Source organism: Exiguobacterium sp. s181, assembly GCF_018617125.1.
GTDB classification, from domain to species: domain Bacteria; phylum Bacillota; class Bacilli; order Exiguobacteriales; family Exiguobacteriaceae; genus Exiguobacterium; species Exiguobacterium profundum.
This window is the reverse complement of the sequence record NZ_JACSJM010000001.1, coordinates 224702-242830: the sequence shown is the minus strand read 5'-3', so window position 1 is coordinate 242830 and position 18129 is coordinate 224702. Positions and strand designations below refer to the sequence as shown.

General features: G+C 49.9%; 22 protein-coding genes. 2 read left to right on the top strand and 20 right to left on the bottom strand.

Going from position 1 to position 18129, the window contains the following annotated elements; all coding sequences use genetic code 11:
- Positions 1-2: 2 nt before the first annotated feature.
- From KNO70_RS01385 to glyA, 4 genes are all read right to left on the bottom strand, one after another.
- A complete protein-coding gene (locus KNO70_RS01385; RefSeq protein ID WP_211782232.1) occupies positions 3-680 on the bottom strand; it encodes a response regulator transcription factor in 678 nt (225 codons plus the stop codon).
- Between the two features lie 65 nt (positions 681-745).
- Positions 746-994, bottom strand: coding sequence for a hypothetical protein (locus KNO70_RS01380; RefSeq protein WP_214686029.1), 249 nt, complete (start codon positions 992-994; stop codon positions 746-748).
- A gap of 100 nt (positions 995-1094) precedes the next feature.
- Positions 1095-2042 (bottom strand): hypothetical protein, encoded by a 948-nt coding sequence (locus tag KNO70_RS01375; protein WP_214687560.1) that lies wholly within the window; start codon positions 2040-2042, stop codon positions 1095-1097.
- 4 nt (positions 2043-2046) lie between these two features.
- Positions 2047-3300, bottom strand: coding sequence for a serine hydroxymethyltransferase (glyA, locus tag KNO70_RS01370; RefSeq protein WP_214783664.1), 1254 nt, complete (start codon positions 3298-3300; stop codon positions 2047-2049).
- Between the two features lie 131 nt (positions 3301-3431).
- On the opposite strand from glyA, the gene KNO70_RS01365 reads away from it, so the two are divergent.
- Entirely contained in the window at positions 3432-4217 is a 786-nt protein-coding gene (locus tag KNO70_RS01365; protein ID WP_214810911.1) for an alpha/beta hydrolase, read from the top strand.
- Between the two features lie 53 nt (positions 4218-4270).
- Here KNO70_RS01365 and KNO70_RS01360 read toward each other — a convergent pair whose 3' ends face one another.
- The 10 genes from KNO70_RS01360 to rho all read right to left on the bottom strand — a co-directional run bounded on the left by KNO70_RS01360 (position 4271) and on the right by rho (position 12482).
- On the bottom strand, positions 4271-4813 hold the full coding sequence (locus KNO70_RS01360; RefSeq protein WP_371816074.1) for a TIGR01440 family protein: 543 nt from the start codon (positions 4811-4813) through the stop codon (positions 4271-4273).
- Entirely contained in the window at positions 4810-5250 is a 441-nt protein-coding gene (gene rpiB / locus KNO70_RS01355; RefSeq protein ID WP_214686018.1) for a ribose 5-phosphate isomerase B, read from the bottom strand. The genes KNO70_RS01360 and rpiB overlap by 4 nt, the downstream gene beginning before the upstream one ends.
- A gap of 4 nt (positions 5251-5254) precedes the next feature.
- Entirely contained in the window at positions 5255-5755 is a 501-nt protein-coding gene (locus tag KNO70_RS01350; RefSeq protein WP_012727381.1) for a low molecular weight protein arginine phosphatase, read from the bottom strand.
- 21 nt (positions 5756-5776) lie between these two features.
- Complete coding sequence (locus tag KNO70_RS01345) at positions 5777-6787, bottom strand: L-threonylcarbamoyladenylate synthase (protein WP_214686016.1); 1011 nt, start codon at positions 6785-6787, stop codon at positions 5777-5779.
- Positions 6768-7625 carry a peptide chain release factor N(5)-glutamine methyltransferase gene (gene prmC / locus KNO70_RS01340; protein ID WP_214730675.1) on the bottom strand — a complete coding sequence of 286 codons (858 nt, stop codon included), beginning with the start codon at positions 7623-7625 and terminating at the stop codon, positions 6768-6770. Before prmC ends, KNO70_RS01345 begins: the two co-directional genes overlap by 20 nt.
- Positions 7625-8695 (bottom strand): peptide chain release factor 1, encoded by a 1071-nt coding sequence (gene prfA, locus KNO70_RS01335; protein WP_031422224.1) that lies wholly within the window; start codon positions 8693-8695, stop codon positions 7625-7627. Before prfA ends, prmC begins: the two co-directional genes overlap by 1 nt.
- Positions 8696-8778: 83 nt before the next feature.
- Positions 8779-9390 (bottom strand): thymidine kinase, encoded by a 612-nt coding sequence (locus tag KNO70_RS01330; RefSeq protein WP_214686014.1) that lies wholly within the window; start codon positions 9388-9390, stop codon positions 8779-8781.
- A gap of 106 nt (positions 9391-9496) precedes the next feature.
- Positions 9497-10720, bottom strand: a complete 1224-nt coding sequence (locus tag KNO70_RS01325) for a cation:proton antiporter (protein ID WP_214758147.1) — start codon at positions 10718-10720, stop codon at positions 9497-9499.
- Between the two features lie 99 nt (positions 10721-10819).
- The gene (locus tag KNO70_RS01320) at positions 10820-11062 is read right to left on the bottom strand and encodes a type B 50S ribosomal protein L31 (protein ID WP_012727387.1); all 243 of its coding nucleotides are present in this window, start codon (positions 11060-11062) and stop codon (positions 10820-10822) included.
- Positions 11063-11144: 82 nt separating this feature from the next.
- Entirely contained in the window at positions 11145-12482 is a 1338-nt protein-coding gene (gene rho, locus KNO70_RS01315) for a transcription termination factor Rho (RefSeq protein ID WP_078147673.1), read from the bottom strand.
- Positions 12483-12864: 382 nt separating this feature from the next.
- Here rho and KNO70_RS01310 point away from each other — a divergent pair, with 382 nt between their 5' ends.
- Positions 12865-13560: a C40 family peptidase gene (locus KNO70_RS01310; protein ID WP_214687566.1), complete on the top strand. Its 696-nt coding sequence runs from the start codon at positions 12865-12867 to the stop codon at positions 13558-13560.
- 39 nt (positions 13561-13599) lie between these two features.
- On the opposite strand, the gene KNO70_RS01305 is transcribed toward KNO70_RS01310, so the two are convergent.
- The 6 genes from KNO70_RS01305 to murA form a co-directional block, all read right to left on the bottom strand.
- Positions 13600-14085: a DUF421 domain-containing protein gene (locus KNO70_RS01305; protein ID WP_214687568.1), complete on the bottom strand. Its 486-nt coding sequence runs from the start codon at positions 14083-14085 to the stop codon at positions 13600-13602.
- A gap of 12 nt (positions 14086-14097) precedes the next feature.
- Complete coding sequence (locus KNO70_RS01300; RefSeq protein ID WP_214758145.1) at positions 14098-14868, bottom strand: ABC transporter permease; 771 nt, start codon at positions 14866-14868, stop codon at positions 14098-14100.
- Positions 14858-15190 carry an ATP-binding protein DrrA1-3 family domain-containing protein gene (locus KNO70_RS16065; RefSeq protein WP_251030053.1) on the bottom strand — a complete coding sequence of 111 codons (333 nt, stop codon included), beginning with the start codon at positions 15188-15190 and terminating at the stop codon, positions 14858-14860. The genes KNO70_RS01300 and KNO70_RS16065 overlap by 11 nt, the downstream gene beginning before the upstream one ends.
- A gap of 29 nt (positions 15191-15219) precedes the next feature.
- Complete coding sequence (locus KNO70_RS16060; protein ID WP_251028323.1) at positions 15220-15780, bottom strand: ABC transporter ATP-binding protein; 561 nt, start codon at positions 15778-15780, stop codon at positions 15220-15222.
- A gap of 87 nt (positions 15781-15867) precedes the next feature.
- On the bottom strand, positions 15868-16839 hold the full coding sequence (glpX, locus tag KNO70_RS01290; RefSeq protein ID WP_012727392.1) for a class II fructose-bisphosphatase: 972 nt from the start codon (positions 16837-16839) through the stop codon (positions 15868-15870).
- A 14-nt stretch (positions 16840-16853) separates the two neighbouring features.
- Positions 16854-18110 (bottom strand): UDP-N-acetylglucosamine 1-carboxyvinyltransferase, encoded by a 1257-nt coding sequence (gene murA / locus KNO70_RS01285; RefSeq protein ID WP_214758142.1) that lies wholly within the window; start codon positions 18108-18110, stop codon positions 16854-16856.
- Between the last annotated feature and the right edge of the window lie 19 nt (positions 18111-18129).

Below are 18129 nucleotides of genomic sequence, written 5' to 3'. Positions count from 1 at the left end.
GGTCACTCACCACGCTTCAACATATAGCCGACACCGCGAACCGTTTGAATCCAAGAGCCGGTCAATTTTTTCCTGACGTATCGGACATACACGTCCACGACGTTCGTATCCCCATAATAGTCGAATCCCCACACGTGTTCGACGAGTTGGTCACGCGTCAAAACTCGCTCCGGATTCTCTAAAAAGAAAACCAACAAGTCAAACTCACGTCGAGTCAACTCTACTTTCTTTCCGTCACAATATACTTCATGACGATTCACGTCGACAGTCAATGTCTCATATGTCAACACCTGTTCGGAATGGTCTTGACGAACAAGCTGGCGCATTCGTAAAAATGCCCGAATCCGTGCGAGCACTTCTTCTATTTCAAATGGTTTTGTGATGTAATCATCTGCGCCAAGATCGAGTCCACTCACTTTATCGTATCGATCGCCACGGGCCGTCACCATCAGAACGGGTAACAAAGGTCGCTCTTCTTTCAGACGACGGACCACCTCGAGTCCACTCATTTGAGGTAACATCACGTCAAGCAACACGAGGTCGACATCGTCAGCGAGAGCTCGTTCCAAACCGGTACGACCGTCTGTCGCCACCATGACCGCATATCCCGCATGCTTCAATTCCAACTCCAGTAATCGCGCAATCTTCGAATCATCTTCTACGACGAGAATCGTCTGCATCCTGCTCACTCCTTTGAAAAAACGCCGAGCGGTTCGCTCGACGTACCGTTATTCATTTCCCGAATTCAATCCGCAAAAAACAGACGAACGCCTTCCGGAATGGCTTGCTCGATTCGTCTTTCTAAATCATCTTCCCATTCATCCCACTTCGTATCGACTTGTTCCATCTGCTGTTCGACTTGCAGCGCCGCTAGCGATAGTTGCGACAGGCTAGCTTGTCCAGGTGAAGTGAAGAATAAAAATCCGGCAAGTCCGATTCCCATAAGTCCGATCGCCAATAAAGTTGTTCCAATGGTTTTCATTACACGTTTCATACACGCATCCCTCCTACCTCAAATCATACGACAGGAAAACGAGAAATCGTGGTGTACTTCATTAGAATTTCATGAGAAAAGGCGCTACTCATGTAGCACCTTACTCTTCGAGCACGGACTTCGCAATCGGTGCCCAATACGTCCCTTCCATCTCTGAAACGGTCGTCAATGTTTCACGATAAGCCGGGTCATTCGCTTTTTTCTCGGCAATCCCTTTCATCCAAAGGACATCCGCCTTATAACCGGATTCCGGATACGACTCGAGATAAGCCGCATAGTCCGCAATGTCTGCTTGTCCTAACTTATTGTCGACAAGAAGTCGATAAAATCCAACTGCTTGTTCTTGTCCGACTTTCGCGTTCCCGTCTAATAGGCGGTCGGCTTTTTCATACTGTTTGCCTTGGACGAGTGATTCTACCTCAGCCAGCGGTACGACATCCGTTGAGGTGTCCGGTGCTTCTTCAGTCGATTCCTCTGGCTTCTGTTCGTCCGAATCTTGAAGTTTCTCATTCTCTTTTTCGAGTCGGGCGACTTCTGCCTCGAGTTCTTCAAGACGTTCCGCGAGCGCTTCTTCTTCTGTCACCGTCTCGACAACGACTTCGTCCGGTTCGTCCGGCGTGACGACCGGCGGTTCGGAATCTGGCCAAAATACGAGCGCTACAGCTGCAAGACCAACGACAAGCGGGAGTCCGAGCCATTTCTTATCGAACTTGAACGCCTGTCGCCATTCGGCTAAATCCGAATGTTGGATGACAGCCGACGAGAACGAACGAAAGCGGCGCTTGGCCGCTTTTTTTCCGTTCGCCTTCACTTCTAGCGCAAGACCTAGTCGATGGAAAGCAGCAGGCACTTTCATCCCGAGGAGCGGCACGATTCGTTCGCTCGCTTCTTCATAATAGCCATGGTCGAGGAGCGTCGTGATGACACCGAACTCACTGGCGACAAGACGGAAAGAAGGATCGTATTCCCCTTTACGAGCCAACCATTCTGTCATATCGAACAATGGAAGTTCGGATAGCTCTCGTTCTGCTAGTGTCCGAATATCCATTGACTCAGCCTCGTTCAGGGTAAAGCGGGAACTTCGCCGTTAACGATTGCACGTCTTGAAGTGCTTCCGCGATTACCGCCTCGTCTTCATGTTGTTTGAGCACACGCCCGATGAGATGTGCCACTTCTTTCATATCCGCTTCTTTGAAGCCACGAGTCGTCATCGCAGCCGTTCCAAGACGGATTCCGCTTGTGACAAACGGTGATGCCGGGTCGAATGGAATCGTGTTTTTATTGACCGTGATTCCTGCTGCATCCAATGCATGTTCAGCTGCTTTACCTGTGATGTCGATTCCTCGAAGATCGACGAGCAAGAGGTGATTGTCCGTTCCGCCCGATACGATTCGAAGTCCCTCTTCTTCAAGGCCTGCCGCAAGTGCTTGTGCATTCGCAATGACTTGACGTTGGTAATCTTTGAATTCCGGTTGGAGTGCCTCACCGAACGCGACCGCTTTTGCCGCGATGACGTGCATGAGCGGTCCTCCTTGAATCCCTGGGAAAATCGACTTATCGATCGCTTTGGCGAACTCTTCTTTACAAAGAATCATTCCGCCACGTGGTCCACGGAGCGTCTTGTGCGTCGTCGTCGTGACGAAATGCGCATGTTCGACCGGGTTCGGATGCAGACCTGCTGCCACGAGTCCGGCGATGTGCGCCATATCGACCATAAGATAAGCATCGACACTGTCCGCGATCTCACGGAACTTCGCGAAGTCGATTGTACGTGGATATGCTGACGCTCCCGCAACAATCAATTTCGGCTTATGTTCCTTCGCAAGTGCAGCGACGACGTCGTAATCGATGTGTTCTGTCTCTTTGTCTACACCGTATTCGACAAAGTTATATTGCACACCTGAGAAGTTGACCGGACTCCCGTGCGTCAAGTGACCACCATGAGACAGGTTCATTCCGAGAACCGTATCTCCTGCTTCAAGCACCGTGAAGTAGACCGCCATGTTCGCTTGTGCACCCGAGTGCGGTTGTACGTTCGCATGTTCTGCACCGAACAATTCTTTCGCACGGTCACGCGCCAAGTTCTCAGCGACGTCGACAAACTCACAGCCACCGTAGTAACGGCGTCCCGGATATCCTTCGGCATATTTGTTCGTCAATACGCCTCCTTGCGCTTCCATGACCGCTTCTGAAACAAAGTTTTCTGAAGCGATGAGTTCGATGTTGTCGCGCTGACGACCGAGCTCGTGTTGCATTGCCTCAAATAATTCCGCATCCTGCACTTTCAACTTCGTCGTGTTTACCATGTGAAGACCCCCTTTAAATGTCTAAAAATCAACACCCCCATCGTACCACACGCTTGTTTTTTTGGGTATCGCAATAATCTGATGAAAAGTTGGGTATCATTAATAGGAATGTAACTGTGAGGAGGCCACTTATGATTGAGACAAAAGAACTGACGATCACACCGTTCGAACGGACACGAACGGTCCGAATTTACACACCTGTCGACTATGAGACGTCCGAAAAACGATATCCGGTCCTCTACATGCACGATGGACAGAACTGCTTTGCTGACGAGGATGCGAGCTACAACATGAGCTGGCGCGTCGGTGAATATTTAGACGCCTCGAAGCGTGACTTGATTGTCGTCGCCCTCGATAGTGCACCAGGCGAACAACGCCTCGATGAGTATGGACCATGGGAAAACCCTTATATCGGGGAGAGCTTGCTCGGTCGTGACATCGTGCTCGGCGGGCAAGGTTCCGCCTATATCGAATACATCGCGCAGGAATTGAAACCTCAAATCGATGCCGACTATCGGACGATCCCGGAAGCGACAGCGATGATGGGGAGTTCGATGGGTGGACTCATCTCGGTGTATGCCGCCTGTGTGTATCCAGACATCTTCAAGCGCGTCGCTTCCCTGTCCTCTGCATTTTGGTTCAACCAAACCGAGCTGGAACAATTGATTGAGGCGAGCGATTTGAAGGGAGTGGAACGTCTTTACTTGGACGTCGGCGCCAAAGAGGTCGAAGAGCCGATCGAAAATGGACCGACGAACGAGATGTATCGTGAGTCGAGCGAACGCGTGTACAACTTGTTAAAAGACAAGGTCGAACACATCCGATTCGAAGTGATTGAAGAAGGAGTTCACAACGAGCTCGCCTGGCGTGAGCGTTTCCCGATGGTCATCTCCTATCTTTTTGGAGAAGATTTATAATTTGAACAAAAAAGCATCGCATTCGGTCGAAAAACCTAAATGCGATGCTTTCTTCATTTATTTGGATACTGAGCCCGTGGCCCACCAATCAGTTTCGGTCTCGTGACTGCGAACGTGACGTACGCTTCGCCGAGATGCTTCGATGATAACCGAACCGGTATCGCGACCGGCTTCAAATGCATCCCAATTAATGTCGAGCCGATATCAATCCCGGCATCTGCTTGAATCGATTCGACGACACATGGCTCCTCGAAGTTCGCATACGCCTTCTCGGACATCGCCCCGCCCGCCGATCGGACCGGGACGACCGACACTTCTGTGAGACCGAACTGTTTGAGTGTCCGGCGCTCAACGGTGAGGGCACGATTGATATGCTCACACCCTTGAAACGCCAAATGGACACCTGTCTTTTCTCTAAATTCAAGGAATGCTTCCATCAATTCGCTTGCGACATCAATGGAACCTGCCTTCCCAATCGTTTTTCCGAGCACTTCACTTGTCGAGCATCCGATGACGAGAATGCGCTCATCATTCAACGGGAACCGTTCGTGAAGCTCCGTTAATAATCCGAGAAGTTCCGTCTTCATCGGGCTCACTTCGATTCGTAAGCTCTCATCTTGTCGACACGGTTTGAATGGCGACCGCCTTCAAAGTCCGTATCGAGCCACGTCGTTACCAAGTCGAGCGCAAGACCAGGTCCGATGACACGCTCGCCCATCGTCATGATGTTCGAGTCGTTGTGCTGACGTGTCGCTTTCGCGCTGAATGAGTCATGGACGAGTGCGGCACGAATTCCTTTGACTTTGTTTGCCGCAATCCCGATTCCGATTCCCGTACCACAAATCAAAATCCCACGATCGAACTCTCCTGCCGCTACCGCTTCTGCGACCGGGATGGCCACGTCTGGGTAATCGATTGAGTCTGCCGAGTGCGTCCCGAAATCTTTATACTCATGTCCGAGTTCCTCAAGCAAGGCTACGATTTCTTTTTTCAAGTTGAAGCCGCCATGATCGGCGCCAATTGCAATTTTCATTCGTTCATTCCCCCGTCTTCTTTGGTAGGCGTCTCGGTGGTTTCGTCACCTTTGACCCGTCATTCGTTAATTTTAACACAAGTCGATTCACGAGTGGTTCGAGTTCGTTTCGCACTTGGCGATACACATTCATCGAACCACCAAACGGGTCGTTGATGTCTCGCTCGAGCCCCGTCACGAATTCATAGAGCGTATACGTCCGCTCCGACAAATCCGGGTATGTATCCCGAATTTGCTCACGGTGCGCGCGTGTCATCGTCAAGATGATATCCGCCCAATTCCCTAACACCTCATCGAACGTCTGGGTGACATGATCGAGCTCAATCCCACGTTCTCTGAGAACTTGCAGTGCATTTTCAGAAGCATCGAATCCTTGCATCGTCCGTAGACCGGCTGAGCGAATATCAAACTCGTCCCCGGTCATCTTCGAACGGAGCAAGGCCATCGCCATCGGGCTTCGGCACGTGTTGCCACTACATATGAATAATACGCGTTTCATTGACATCGCGTGTCCTCCTCTATGTCTTTAGGCATCTTTCGTCGGGTGCACAACCTTTCCGCCCGCCGCTTTGTATAAACGGTTATAGACGGCTAATGCGACTCCGACCGGTTCAATCGTGTTCACATAAATCTCATCCACGTCTGTTTCATCAAATCGACGAAGCGCATCGTATAAGCGTTGTGCCGCCACTTCCATCGAGGTCCCAAGTGAATGCGTGACCTCAGCCGGTGTCGGGTTTTCGTCGAAGACGAGGGCACCGATTCGCAACCCCGCTTGCTTCCGTTCCTCGATGACACGCTCCAGATCTTCACGTGTGCCATCGACTAAAAAAACAGGTGCTGTCGGAGCATAGTGCGTGTATTTCATTCCCGGCGATCGTGGCGCGGCTTCATCGTTACTCAAATTGGCATCTAAGGCGACCGGTCCGATGACGGCTTCCATTTCTTCTCGCGTCACACCACCTGGTCGTAAAATCGTTACCGTGTCACCCGTACAATCCACAACGGTTGACTCGACTCCGATTCCGGTAGGACCTCCATCCACGATTCCTGCGATTCGTCCGTCCAAGTCATCCGCGACGTGTTGAGCGGTCGTCGGCGACGGTCGTCCGGAACGATTCGCACTCGGAGCCGCAAGTCCTAACCCTGACTTGCGAATCAACTCGAGTGCTGCCGGATGGTTCGGCATCCGGAGCCCGATGGAATCGAGGCCCGCGGTCACGAGCGAAGAAGCTCGTCCGTTTGAAGGCAAGATGATCGTCAAAGCGCCTGGCCAAAACGCATCCATCAAGCGTTTGGCAACAGGAGGAATCGAATCGACAAACAAACTCGTTTGTTCGATTGAAGCGATATGGACGATGAGCGGGTTATCCGACGGACGACCTTTTGCCTCAAAAATCTTTCGAATTGCCACATCGTTCATGGCATCTCCAGCGAGACCATAGACGGTTTCTGTCGGCATGGCGATGATTTCACCCGCTTGAAGAAGACGTACCCCCTCTTCAATCTCATTCGAATTAATCCATTTCGTTTCCATACGCAATCCCTTCCCTTACGGCATAGACGATACGGTCCTTGCCGTTTATATCTTTTAAAATACCCGTTTCTGCTTCAGGATAACGTTCAGACAGTAATGATTTCACATCTTGTCCTTGGTTATACCCGATTTCAAACGCAATCAAATGCCAATCGGCACGTAAGACGCGCACCGAATCCGCAATCAATTGCCGATACATGTCGAGCCCATCTTTCCCTCCAAAGAGGGCAAGATGCGGTTCGTAGCCGACGACCGTCTCATCCAACAATTCATCCGCCTCGATATAGGGCGGATTTGATACGAGGACGCGAATCGAGTGGTCCGCAATCGGGGCGAGCCCGTCGCCTTCATAAAATCGTACATTCGCACCAAGAGCGGTCGCATTCCGCTTTGCAACCGTTATTGCTTCCGGAGAAATATCAACGGTTTGCACGCGTACTCCGAGCTCAAGGCTCAACGTGATTGCGATTGCTCCGCTTCCCGTTCCGACATCGACAATCTCATCATCCTTCACGTGACGAAGTTGCCCAAGTACCCAATCAATCAATTCTTCCGTTTCTGGTCTCGGAATCAACACGTCCCGGTTCACTTCAAACGAACGCCCGTAAAAGGGAGCATGTCCGATCACGTGCTGTACCGGTTCTCCCATCAGTAAACGCTCGATTCCCGCCTCGAAACGTGCCGCTTCATCTGAGGACAATTCATCCGACAAACGAACGAGGAGACCCGTGCGGTCGACTTGTAGCACATGCATGAACCACCACTCGGCAGCCGCACGATCGCGCCCAGCTTCAACTAGCCGTTCTTCCGTCTGTTTAAGTAGCGCGGCAATCCGCATCATTCCGCATCCTCCATCAGACGTGCCTGTTCGTCCATGATGAGTGCGTCGATAATATCTTCGAGTTCGCCTGCTAGGACACGGTCCAACTTCTGAAGGGTCAAGCCGATCCGATGATCTGTGACACGACTTTGCGGGAAGTTATACGTGCGAATCCGTTCGGAACGGTCACCTGTTCCGACAGCCGATTTACGCTGTGCCGATAATTCTTCCATATGTTCGCTTTGCATCTTGTCATAGAGACGTGCCCGAAGGACTTTCATCGCCTTGTCTTTATTTTTATGTTGCGACTTCTCATCCTGGCACGATACGACGAGTCCTGACGGGATGTGTGTCAAACGGACAGCCGATTGCGTCGTGTTGACCGATTGCCCCCCTGGACCAGATGAAGTGAACGTATCGACCCGTACGTCCTTCATATCGATGTGCACTTCAACATCCTCCGCCTCTGGGAGAACGGCTACCGTTGCTGTGGACGTATGGATTCGTCCGCCCGATTCCGTCGACGGGACCCGTTGCACACGATGGGCTCCGTTCTCAAACTTGAGCTTTGAATAGGCGCCTGCCCCGTTAATCATGAACGTCACTTCTTTAAATCCACCGAGTTCGGTATAGTTCGCGTCAATCAGTTCCACTTTCCAATTTTGACGTTCAGCAAATCGCGTATACATCTTATACAAATCTCCCGCAAAGAGCGCCGCTTCGTCTCCGCCTGCCGCCCCTCGGACTTCGACGATGACGTTCTTGTCATCGTTCGGGTCTTTTGGAAGCAATAAAATCCGCAGTTTCGCCTCTAGCTCTTTGACTTCTGGCTCGAGGAGGTTCATCTCTTCTTTTGCCAATTCACGCATATCGGCGTCGAGCGTTCGGTCTTCAAGCATCGATTTCGCTTCCTTGAACGCCTGACTTGTCTCTTTATACTGACGATACATCTGTACCGTCTCTTCTAGTTGTGCCTGCTCTTTCGAATATTGTCTCAACTTCGTCGAGTCACTGAGCACCTCAGGATCGGCGAGCATTTCATTCAATTGCATGTAACGATCTTCTAATACACTTAAACGGTCAAACATGATGATCCGTCCTTTCTCCGTCAAATCAAACTCTATCTATTATAGCAAAAAAAACGGACCGCCGAGGGCGGTCCGTCGATTCATCAGTCTACCACAGTATGGCGGACCGGATGTGGTTTATTCGGTACATCATGACAATGTCGGCATCGTGGTTCGTAAGACTCGGAAGCCCCGACCAAGATGACCGGGTCCTCATACCGAGCCGGCTGCCCGTCAATCAGACGCTGTGTCCGTGAAGCAGGCGCGCCGCATGACAAACAGATTGCCTGTAGTTTCGTCACAAACTCCGCGCGTGACAACAGTTCAGGCATCATCGTGAACGGTTCGCCCCGAAAGTCCATGTCGAGCCCGGCGCAGATGACGCGTTTGTCTTCGTTCGCAAGTTGTTCGATGACGTCCACAATTCCCTCATCAAAGAATTGTACCTCATCAATCGCGATGACCTGTGTTTCTTCACGTACAGCATCATATAAGTCTTGGCTCGATACGATCGGCACGGCCACGACCGAGTTCCCTGTGTGTGAGACGACGTTCTCTTCATGATACCGGTCGTCGATTGCTGGTTTGAACACTTGGACCGGAATCTTTCCATAATGAGCACGGCGGACTCGGCGAATCAATTCCTCCGACTTCCCCGAAAACATACTCCCACAAATCACTTCAATCCAACCATATCGGTTCGTCACATGCATCATTGTTCTTCGCCCTCTCCATCGATAATCGCTTTCCGATTATACCTATCTTTCGAGTTGAGGAAAAGGGTTGACTTCTCCTAAATGTTGATTGAAAGAACTCCGTCCTTTATTCATCAGCGTTCGCCTCTTTTTGTTCATCGATTAATTTCAATTTTCGCGCGAGCGGTCGAATCGTGAGACCGTGCAATGTAACGGAAATGAAGACGAGACCGAGTGTGAGCGGCAACATTTGCTTCGCATCGTCAATCCCAAGATGCGCGACTTCTTCAGCAAAGAATCCAGCGACCGTCATCGCGACAATCCCGCGCGGCGCAATCCAGCCGATGAATCCTCGTTCCGCCAGCGGCAAACCTCCACCGATGGTCGACAAGTAAATCGCAACTGGGCGAACCAAGAAGAGAATGCCCGCAATCGTCAAGAGGAGTGGCCATTGGAAAATGTTCAACAGCTCGGCCCGGGACAGAGATGCCGTCAACAAGATGAAGACAGACGAGATGAGTAAGATGGAAATATCCTCTTTGAATGATTGCAGTTCTTCGATGATTTCTTCATCCCGATGCTTCGTATTGGCCATCGTCATCCCCATCGCCGTAACGGCGAGCAGCCCGACTTCATGCATCATAAGCTCACTGAGTGAGAATAAGACGAGGACAGCCGTCAACGTAACCGAGGCACGGAGATAGCGAGGTACTTTTTCTGCCACAAACCATCCCATCAAGAGATGACCGAACAAGTAACCGAGTCCAATCCCTAAAATACAGGCACCTGCAAAGAGGAGTTGCATCCATAAATCCATACCTTCGTATACGATGTTTCCGAGTCGAACGACGAAGAGTCCGAGTAATGCTCCGACAGGATCGACAATGATGCCTTCCCACTTCAAAATCGCTCCGACCCGATCTTTCAAATGTGCCTGACGTAACAACGGAATGACGACAGTCGGACCCGTCACGACGAAGAGCGCCCCCATCGTCCAGGCAACGACCCAATGTAATCCTCCAACATATTGAATAAGTAGCGACATCCCGACAAACGAGAGCGCGACTCCAATCGTGACAATGCGGACAATCGACCGTCGGAACTGATTGATTTCGCTAAAATGAAGCCCAAGACTTCCTTCAAATAAGATGATGGCGACCGCAAACGAAATGATCGGACTATATAAATCCCCAAATAATTCACGCGGGTCGAACAGCCCGAGGATTGGACCGGCCAATACTCCAGCGAGCGTCATAATGATGATTGCTGGGATTTGATAACGCCATGCCAACCATTGGGACATGATGCCGACCCCGATCAACAAGCTGATACTAATGAGTATAAATTCCATAACAACCCCCTCACGACAGTCTTTCGTCTCTTTACCCGTGTCGATGCAACAAAAAACCGCCAAGGGCAATCCCTAGGCGGTGAGCATACAACTTTACGATTAACGTTGGTATTTCTTGTTGAAGCGCTCGATACGACCATCTGCAGATGCGAATTTCTGGCGACCTGTGTAGAACGGGTGCGAATCAGAAGATACATCGACACGGATGAGTGGGTACTCGTTTCCATCTTCCATCGTGATTGTCTCGTTAGAGTAACGAGTTGAACCAGTGATGAATTTGAATTCTGTCGTCGAGTCCATGAATACGACTTTACGGTATTCTGGGTGGATTCCTTGTTTCATTGCTTTTCAACTCCTTCGGCCCTAAGTATTCTTTCAACCTAGAGAAAGTTCACTAGAATATAATATCACCCTACTATAGGTTTTACAAGTCTGTTTTCGTTTTTTTCACCGGTCGTCTTTTTTTCTTATCCGCCTCTAGCGCAGCAAAAAAGTCGAGGTTTGTTTTCGTCTCACGGACGCGGCGTAAGAACTGTTCGATGAAGTCTGGAGACTCGTTCATCGTACGACGAATTGTCCAGAGCGAATCGAGTTCGTCCTTCCCGAGTAGCAACTCTTCTTTCCGTGTTCCCGAGCGACGAATATCGATTGCAGGGAAGATCCTGCGCTCTGCCAATTTCCGGTCCAGATGCAGTTCCATGTTCCCTGTTCCTTTGAACTCTTCATAGATGACGTCGTCCATTCGTGATCCGGTATCGACGAGCGCTGTCGCGAGGATCGTCAAGCTACCTCCATCCTCGATATTCCGTGCCGCTCCGAAGAACTTTTTCGGTTTGTGGAACGCCGCCGGGTCAATCCCCCCCGAGAGTGTCCGTCCGCTCGGTGGAACAGACAGGTTGTACGCACGCGTCAAGCGTGTGATGGAATCGAGTAGGATGACCACGTCTTTCTTATGTTCCACGAGACGCATCGCGCGTTCGAGAACGAGTTCTGAAATACGCGCATGGTTTTCCGGCGTCTCATCAAAAGTCGAGAACGCCACGTCCGCATCCGGTACAGAGCGTTGAATATCCGTCACTTCCTCTGGTCGTTCATCGATTAGAAGAATGATTAATTCGACGTTCGGATGATTCGTCGTGATCGAGTTGGCAATTTCTTTTAAAAGCGACGTTTTCCCCGCTTTTGGTGGTGCCACAATCAACCCGCGTTGGCCAAACCCTACTGGTGCGATCATATCCATGACACGAACCGAAAGATGGGTCGGCTCTGTCTCGAGCACCATCTGTTGTTCTGGATAAATCGGTGTCAATGCCGGGAAATAATCACGCGAACGCGTCGAGTCCGTCGACTCTCCATTGACCGCTTCAACACTCAACAAACCTTGGAACCGTTCATTCTCCTTCGGTTTACGGACCTTTCCTGTGACAAGGTCCCCGTTTCGAAGATTAAAGCGACGAATTTGCGATGCGGCGATATAGATGTCTTCGGAAGATTGAGAATAGTTGATTGGTCGGAGGAATCCAAATCCGCCATCATTTTGAGACTGTGGATTCGGTGGGATGATCTCTAAAATACCTTCGAGGAAGTATAAATCTTTTGATTCAGCCTGTGATTTCAAAATACGGAACATGAGCTCACGCTTACGCGCTTCTCGAAAGTTCGGTACTTTGACTTCTTTGGCAATTTCATATAATTCTTTCAACGTCTTCGTTTCAAGCTCACGAAGTGTATAGTTCTTTGTCGGTTCTGTCTGTTGACTCATTCAAGTCACCTATCTTTCTACATTTCATTACAAGAAGCATTCAACTTGATTCATTTGTTCTGCCATCATCTAACCATATTTTGCCCGTGCCGTCACCGTGCAAAATTCACCTCTTGTTCAATCGTTTCCCTCTTGTACAAATCCTTACACAGTAAAAGATCGTTTTGTAACAAAATAAGTGCTATATCCACATATTGTTTCATTTTTGTTACAAGAAACTGCTTTTTTGACTTGCGATTGAAAAATGCTATCGGTCTTGCGCATGATATAGTTTATTTGCACAGGAAACCGGGTATATCCCGCAGCTTGTGCTCTACCATAAAAATTACTCGATTTGTCATATACGAATGTCTTGATTTTAAAAAACGGAGGGATTTATACAATGTTAAAGCGTATTGCATCAATCGTCGTCGCTGCCACTGTCGCTTTCTCGGGTCTTATGTTCTCAACAGGTGAACAAGCAGAAGCCGCTACCGGTACATTTGCTTACTCGAAAGTAAACGGTTTGAACATCCGTACTGCCCCGTCACTTACGTCATCGAAAGTCGTCGCGAAAATGGATAAAGGTCAACGCTATACATACCTTGGTAAATCCGGTTCGTTCTACAAAATCAACTACAAAGGCACACACCGTTACATCTCAGCATCTTCAACGTTCACGTACTTGAAAGCGAACACGTCGACATCAACAACGGTCTCAACGTCATCTTCAAGCAAACGTTCGAAACTCGTCGCTGAGTCGAAGAAATATCTCGGAACACCGTATCGCTATGGTGGAACAACAACTTCAGGGTTTGACTGCTCAGGATATACTGGTCACGTGTACAAGAAAGCAATCGGAAAAACACTTCCACGTTCTTCACGTCAGCAATACTCAAGCGCAAAGAAAATCTCGAAATCATCGATCCAAGCGGGTGACCTCGTCTTCTTCTCACATTCAGGCGGAACGATTCAACACGTCGGAATGGCACTTAGCAAAACACAAATGATCAGCTCAGAAACAGGCGGCGTGAAATACGCGAGCTTCACTTCTGGATACTGGGCACCACGCTATGTAGGCGCTGGATCATATCTCTAATACAATATCACGACTCGGTTCATCGGAACCGAGTCGTTTTTATTTGTTCACATGTTCCATTACATGACGAGAGTCTTTCAAAACAGAAAACGTTCCATCCGTTTCTATGATTACTGCTTCGACTTGTCCTAGAGGAGTGCCACTTGATCGAATCGCTTGAATGACCTCTATCTCTAGAATTCGTTCTTTCTTTAGATGTTCTCTCAAATAATCTCCTTTATAAAACAGTAGAGTTGGTTCTGATTTAATCATTTGATTCACAATGGAGAATCGCTTAGATAGTTTCGCTAATATATATTGTAAGACGATTAGTGTACCGAATGCAGTGAGTCCAGCCAATAAAGAGGTTTGTTGACTAGTCAAGGTCGTTGCCAAAATAGAACCAAGTGCAACCGTCACAATAAAATCAAATGCATTCATTTTTGCCAATGTACGCTTACCAGAAACACGCAACATGATAATGATTGAAATATATGCTCCAATACCTGTTAACATGATCCGAATCATCGTTGATAGTTCCTGCATCAAACTCCTCCTTTATTTTTGCTTCAACGCTCCTCTCGCGTTTGTTGCCGCAAAGACAATCATGAGTATACTCATCGTACCCGCGACTGCGAGTCCTGCCGAGAGTGCTCCCCAATCAATCTCAGGTTGAGTCAGAACCGCTCGCATCCCTTCAAAGATATAGGTCGTCGGATTGAAGGTTGCTGCCACTTTCAACCATTCGGCTTCAATCAATTCTTTCGGAACGAACGTCGTCGACAGGAAAATCAAAGGAAAGAACAACAATGTCCCTGCCTGGGCCGCTTGAGCGTTTCGTGTCTTCAAGGCGACACCTACTGAATATCCTGCGAAACCAAGTCCAAATCCAATGGTGAGCAGTACTGTGAAGAAGAAACCGATTGCCCCGACTGGAATCGTGAGACCGAGAAGAAATGCGACTGCAAAGATGAGTAGCGTTTGAACGAGCAATTGCAACATCCCCGCAATCATCGGTCCGAGCACAATCGCGGTACGCGTCGCCGGTGTCAACAAGAGCCGTGCGAAATAGCCACTCTCAATATCTCGGACAAGCGCCTGACCTGTGCCTCCCGCTCCCCCGACTGCGCCTGAAACAATGGAAACGGGTAAGATGAAGTTCAAATAATCGCTCCCTTCGAACTGAGGCAACGAGGCCACGCTCGACAAGCCGCTTGTATACACGAGTAAAAAGAAGACAGAGATGATTAAGTTCGGAATAAATGAGAACGGATTTCGGATGGTCGTCACCAAACTCCGTTTCGTGAATAGCCGTGTCTCAGTCCACACGAATCTCGCCTCCTTCGTATGACTCGCCCGTCACTTTCAAGAACACATCATCAAGCGACGGTTGTTTGACAGTCAATCGCTCAGGTTGTAGCCCTTGTTCATCTAACGAACGAACAATCTCAGTCAACGTCACGTCACGTAGCTCAAACGATACATGTGTGCCATTCGAAGATGTATGAAATCGCGTCGCGGCAAGGGTAGCTTCAGATTCTGTAGCGAAGTCCATCGAAATCGTCTCTCCACCGACTAGCTGTTTCAATTCCTCGGCCGTTCCTTCACTCACAATCTTCCCATGGTTGATGATGGCAATCCGGTCCGCCAACTCATCGGCTTCCTCTAAGTATTGGGTCGTTAAAAAATCGTCGTCCCAAATTCCTCATCCAATCGACGTACTTCATTCCATATCTCGATTCGGCTTGTCGGATCGAGTCCTGTCGGTTCGTCTAAAAACAAGACCGTCGGACGATGGACGAGCGTGAGAGCCAAGTCGAGACGTCGCCGCATCCCACTGGAATAGGTGCCACTCCGGCGATCGGCCGCATCCGTCAGTGAAACGACTTCGAGTAACTCACTCGCTCGACGTTGCGCCTCTTTATTCGACATCTTAAACAAACGCCCTTGTAAGACAAGGAGCTCTCGTCCCGTCAGCACTTTATCAATCCCTGTTTCTTGTAAGGCGACCCCAATCGATAATCGGACATCTTTTTCTTGTTTGACGACATCGAATCCATTGACTCGTGCCGCTCCAGATGTCGGTCTCACGAGTGTCGTCAACATTTGCACCGTCGTCGATTTACCGGCACCGTTCGGACCTAAAAACGCAAAGATTTCTCCTTCTTTCACAGTAAATGACACGTCATCGACAGCTGGAACATCCTTGAATGTCTTGACGAGTCCTTCTACTTGAATCATCACACCCACCTCCTGACTACCCATTCCCGTTTTCTGACGCTTTCACCACAAAAAAGTCGTGGACGTTTGCACATCCACGACTTCTGATTATTCTGGTTTCATGACCATTTTTGGTTTTTTCGTAAGCGAGTGGTTCCCTTCGACGAAACGAACGGTTCCGGATTTGGCACGCATGACAACCGAATGGGTCTGTCCACCTTGTGACGTGAATTGGACTCCACGTAACAGCTCTCCATCTGTGACACCGGTCGCTGCAAAGATACAATCTTCACCTTTCACCAAATCATTGAGGAGAAGGATTCGATCCGTATCTTCGATTCCCATGTCATGGCAACGTTGTTTCTGCGCTTCGTCTTCTGGGAGTAAACGTCCTTGGAAGTCTCCACCCAAACACTTCATCGCCACAGCCGCGATGACACCTTCTGGCGCCCCACCTGAACCGAGAAGCAAATCGACACCCGTTTTCGGGAAAGCGGTATTGATGGCCGCGGCGACATCCCCGTCCGGAATCAATTTGATTCGCGCACCGGTCGCGCGGACACGTTGAATGGTTTCTTCGTGACGATCCCGATGTAAAATCGTGACGACGACATCTTCCACGTTTTTCTTCTTCGCTTTCGCCACGATTTCGATGTTCTCTTCAATCGAATTGTCGAGACTCACGAGTCCCGCCGCTTCCGGTCCGACTGCGATTTTATCCATATACATATCCGGTGCATGAAGAAGATCGCCTGCATCCGCGACCGCGAGAACCGCAAGGGCTCCCCACGTCCCTGTCGCTACGATGTTCGTTCCTTCTAACGGGTCGACGGCGACATCGAGACGAGAGCCATAGCCATTCCCGACTTTTTCGCCGATGTATAGCATCGGGGCTTCATCCATCTCCCCTTCACCGATAACAACAATCCCTTTCATCGGAATCGTGTCAAACACGTCGCGCATGGCGGTCGTTGCCGCATCATCCGCTTCGACTTTTAATCCTCGTCCCATCCAACGGGCTGAAGCAAGCGCCGCCGCTTCTGTCACCCGAACCAGTTCCATCGATAAACTTCGTTCCACCCGAAATCTCCCCTTTATACCTCGGTATGTTCCTCCACCCAAACGAGCGCACCGAGTTGTTTTAATTTGCCGACAAAGTCGACATACGAATCATTCAGTCGTTCTGCATGCAGTAGTGTCGATTCTCCAGATGCTTGGAGCGCCGACAGCACCAGGGCCGCAGCACTCCGTGCATCGGTACATTCCATCTCTGCGTTCGCCAGTTGATTCCCGCCACGAATGACAGCCGACGCATCTTCCAAAGTGATTTGCGCATTCATCCGGCGCATCTCAGCGATGTGTCGGAATCGTTGCGCATACAATTTATCGGTAACGACACTCGTTCCGGCCGCTTTTAGTAAGGCTGCCGTCATCACCGGTTGCAAGTCGCTCGGATACCCCGAGTAATGAAACACACGAATGTCTGTTGGCATGAATTGGTTCGCCGTCACGGTAATTGACTCTTCACCGACCTCAACGTCTGCTCCGAAGTCCAACAGTTTTTGGATGACTCCTTCCAGGTGTGTCGGAATGACCGGTTGAACGGTCACGTGACCGGATACGGCACCGAACATCATGAACGTTCCGGCCTCGAGGCGATCCGGAATCAGTGTGTGCGTACAACCGTGGAGTCGCTCCACCCCTTTGATTCGAATCTCATCCGTTCCGGCCCCACTCACATGTGCCCCCATCGATGTGAGCATCGTAGCCACATCGACGACTTCCGGGTCGCAGGCCGCGTTTTCGATGACTGTCGTCCCTGTCGCCAGAACAGCCGCAAGCATCGCACTCACGGTTGCCCCAAACGACCGCAAGTCCAAGTAAATTCGATTCCCGACAAGTTCATCGACCCAGACATGGTAGAGACCTAATTCATTCTCGACGTGAATGCCAAGACGTTCCAACGCTTTCAAATGTAAGTCAATCGGTCGTGGACCAATCGCATATCCTCCAGGTAATCCAACCGCCCCTTTTCCGAAGCGAGCCGCGAAGACCCCGAGTAAATAGACAGCGGCACGGACTTTACGCGTCTCAGAACCGAGGAGGGGCATGGCGACTGCTTCATTCGAATGAATCGTCATTCGTTCGCCATCCCGCTCTACTCGTACCCCTAATTCTTTCAACAAATTGACCATCACTTCCACATCTTCAATCATCGGAACGTTTTCAATCGTCACCGACTCCTCCGTGAGAAGTGCAGCCACAAGGCAAGGGAGAGCGCTCTGTTTCGCTCCGCTAATCTCGACGGTTCCTTCTAGTTTTTGCTGCCCAACGATATGGAGAAATTCCACGCTGATCAAAACCTTTCTA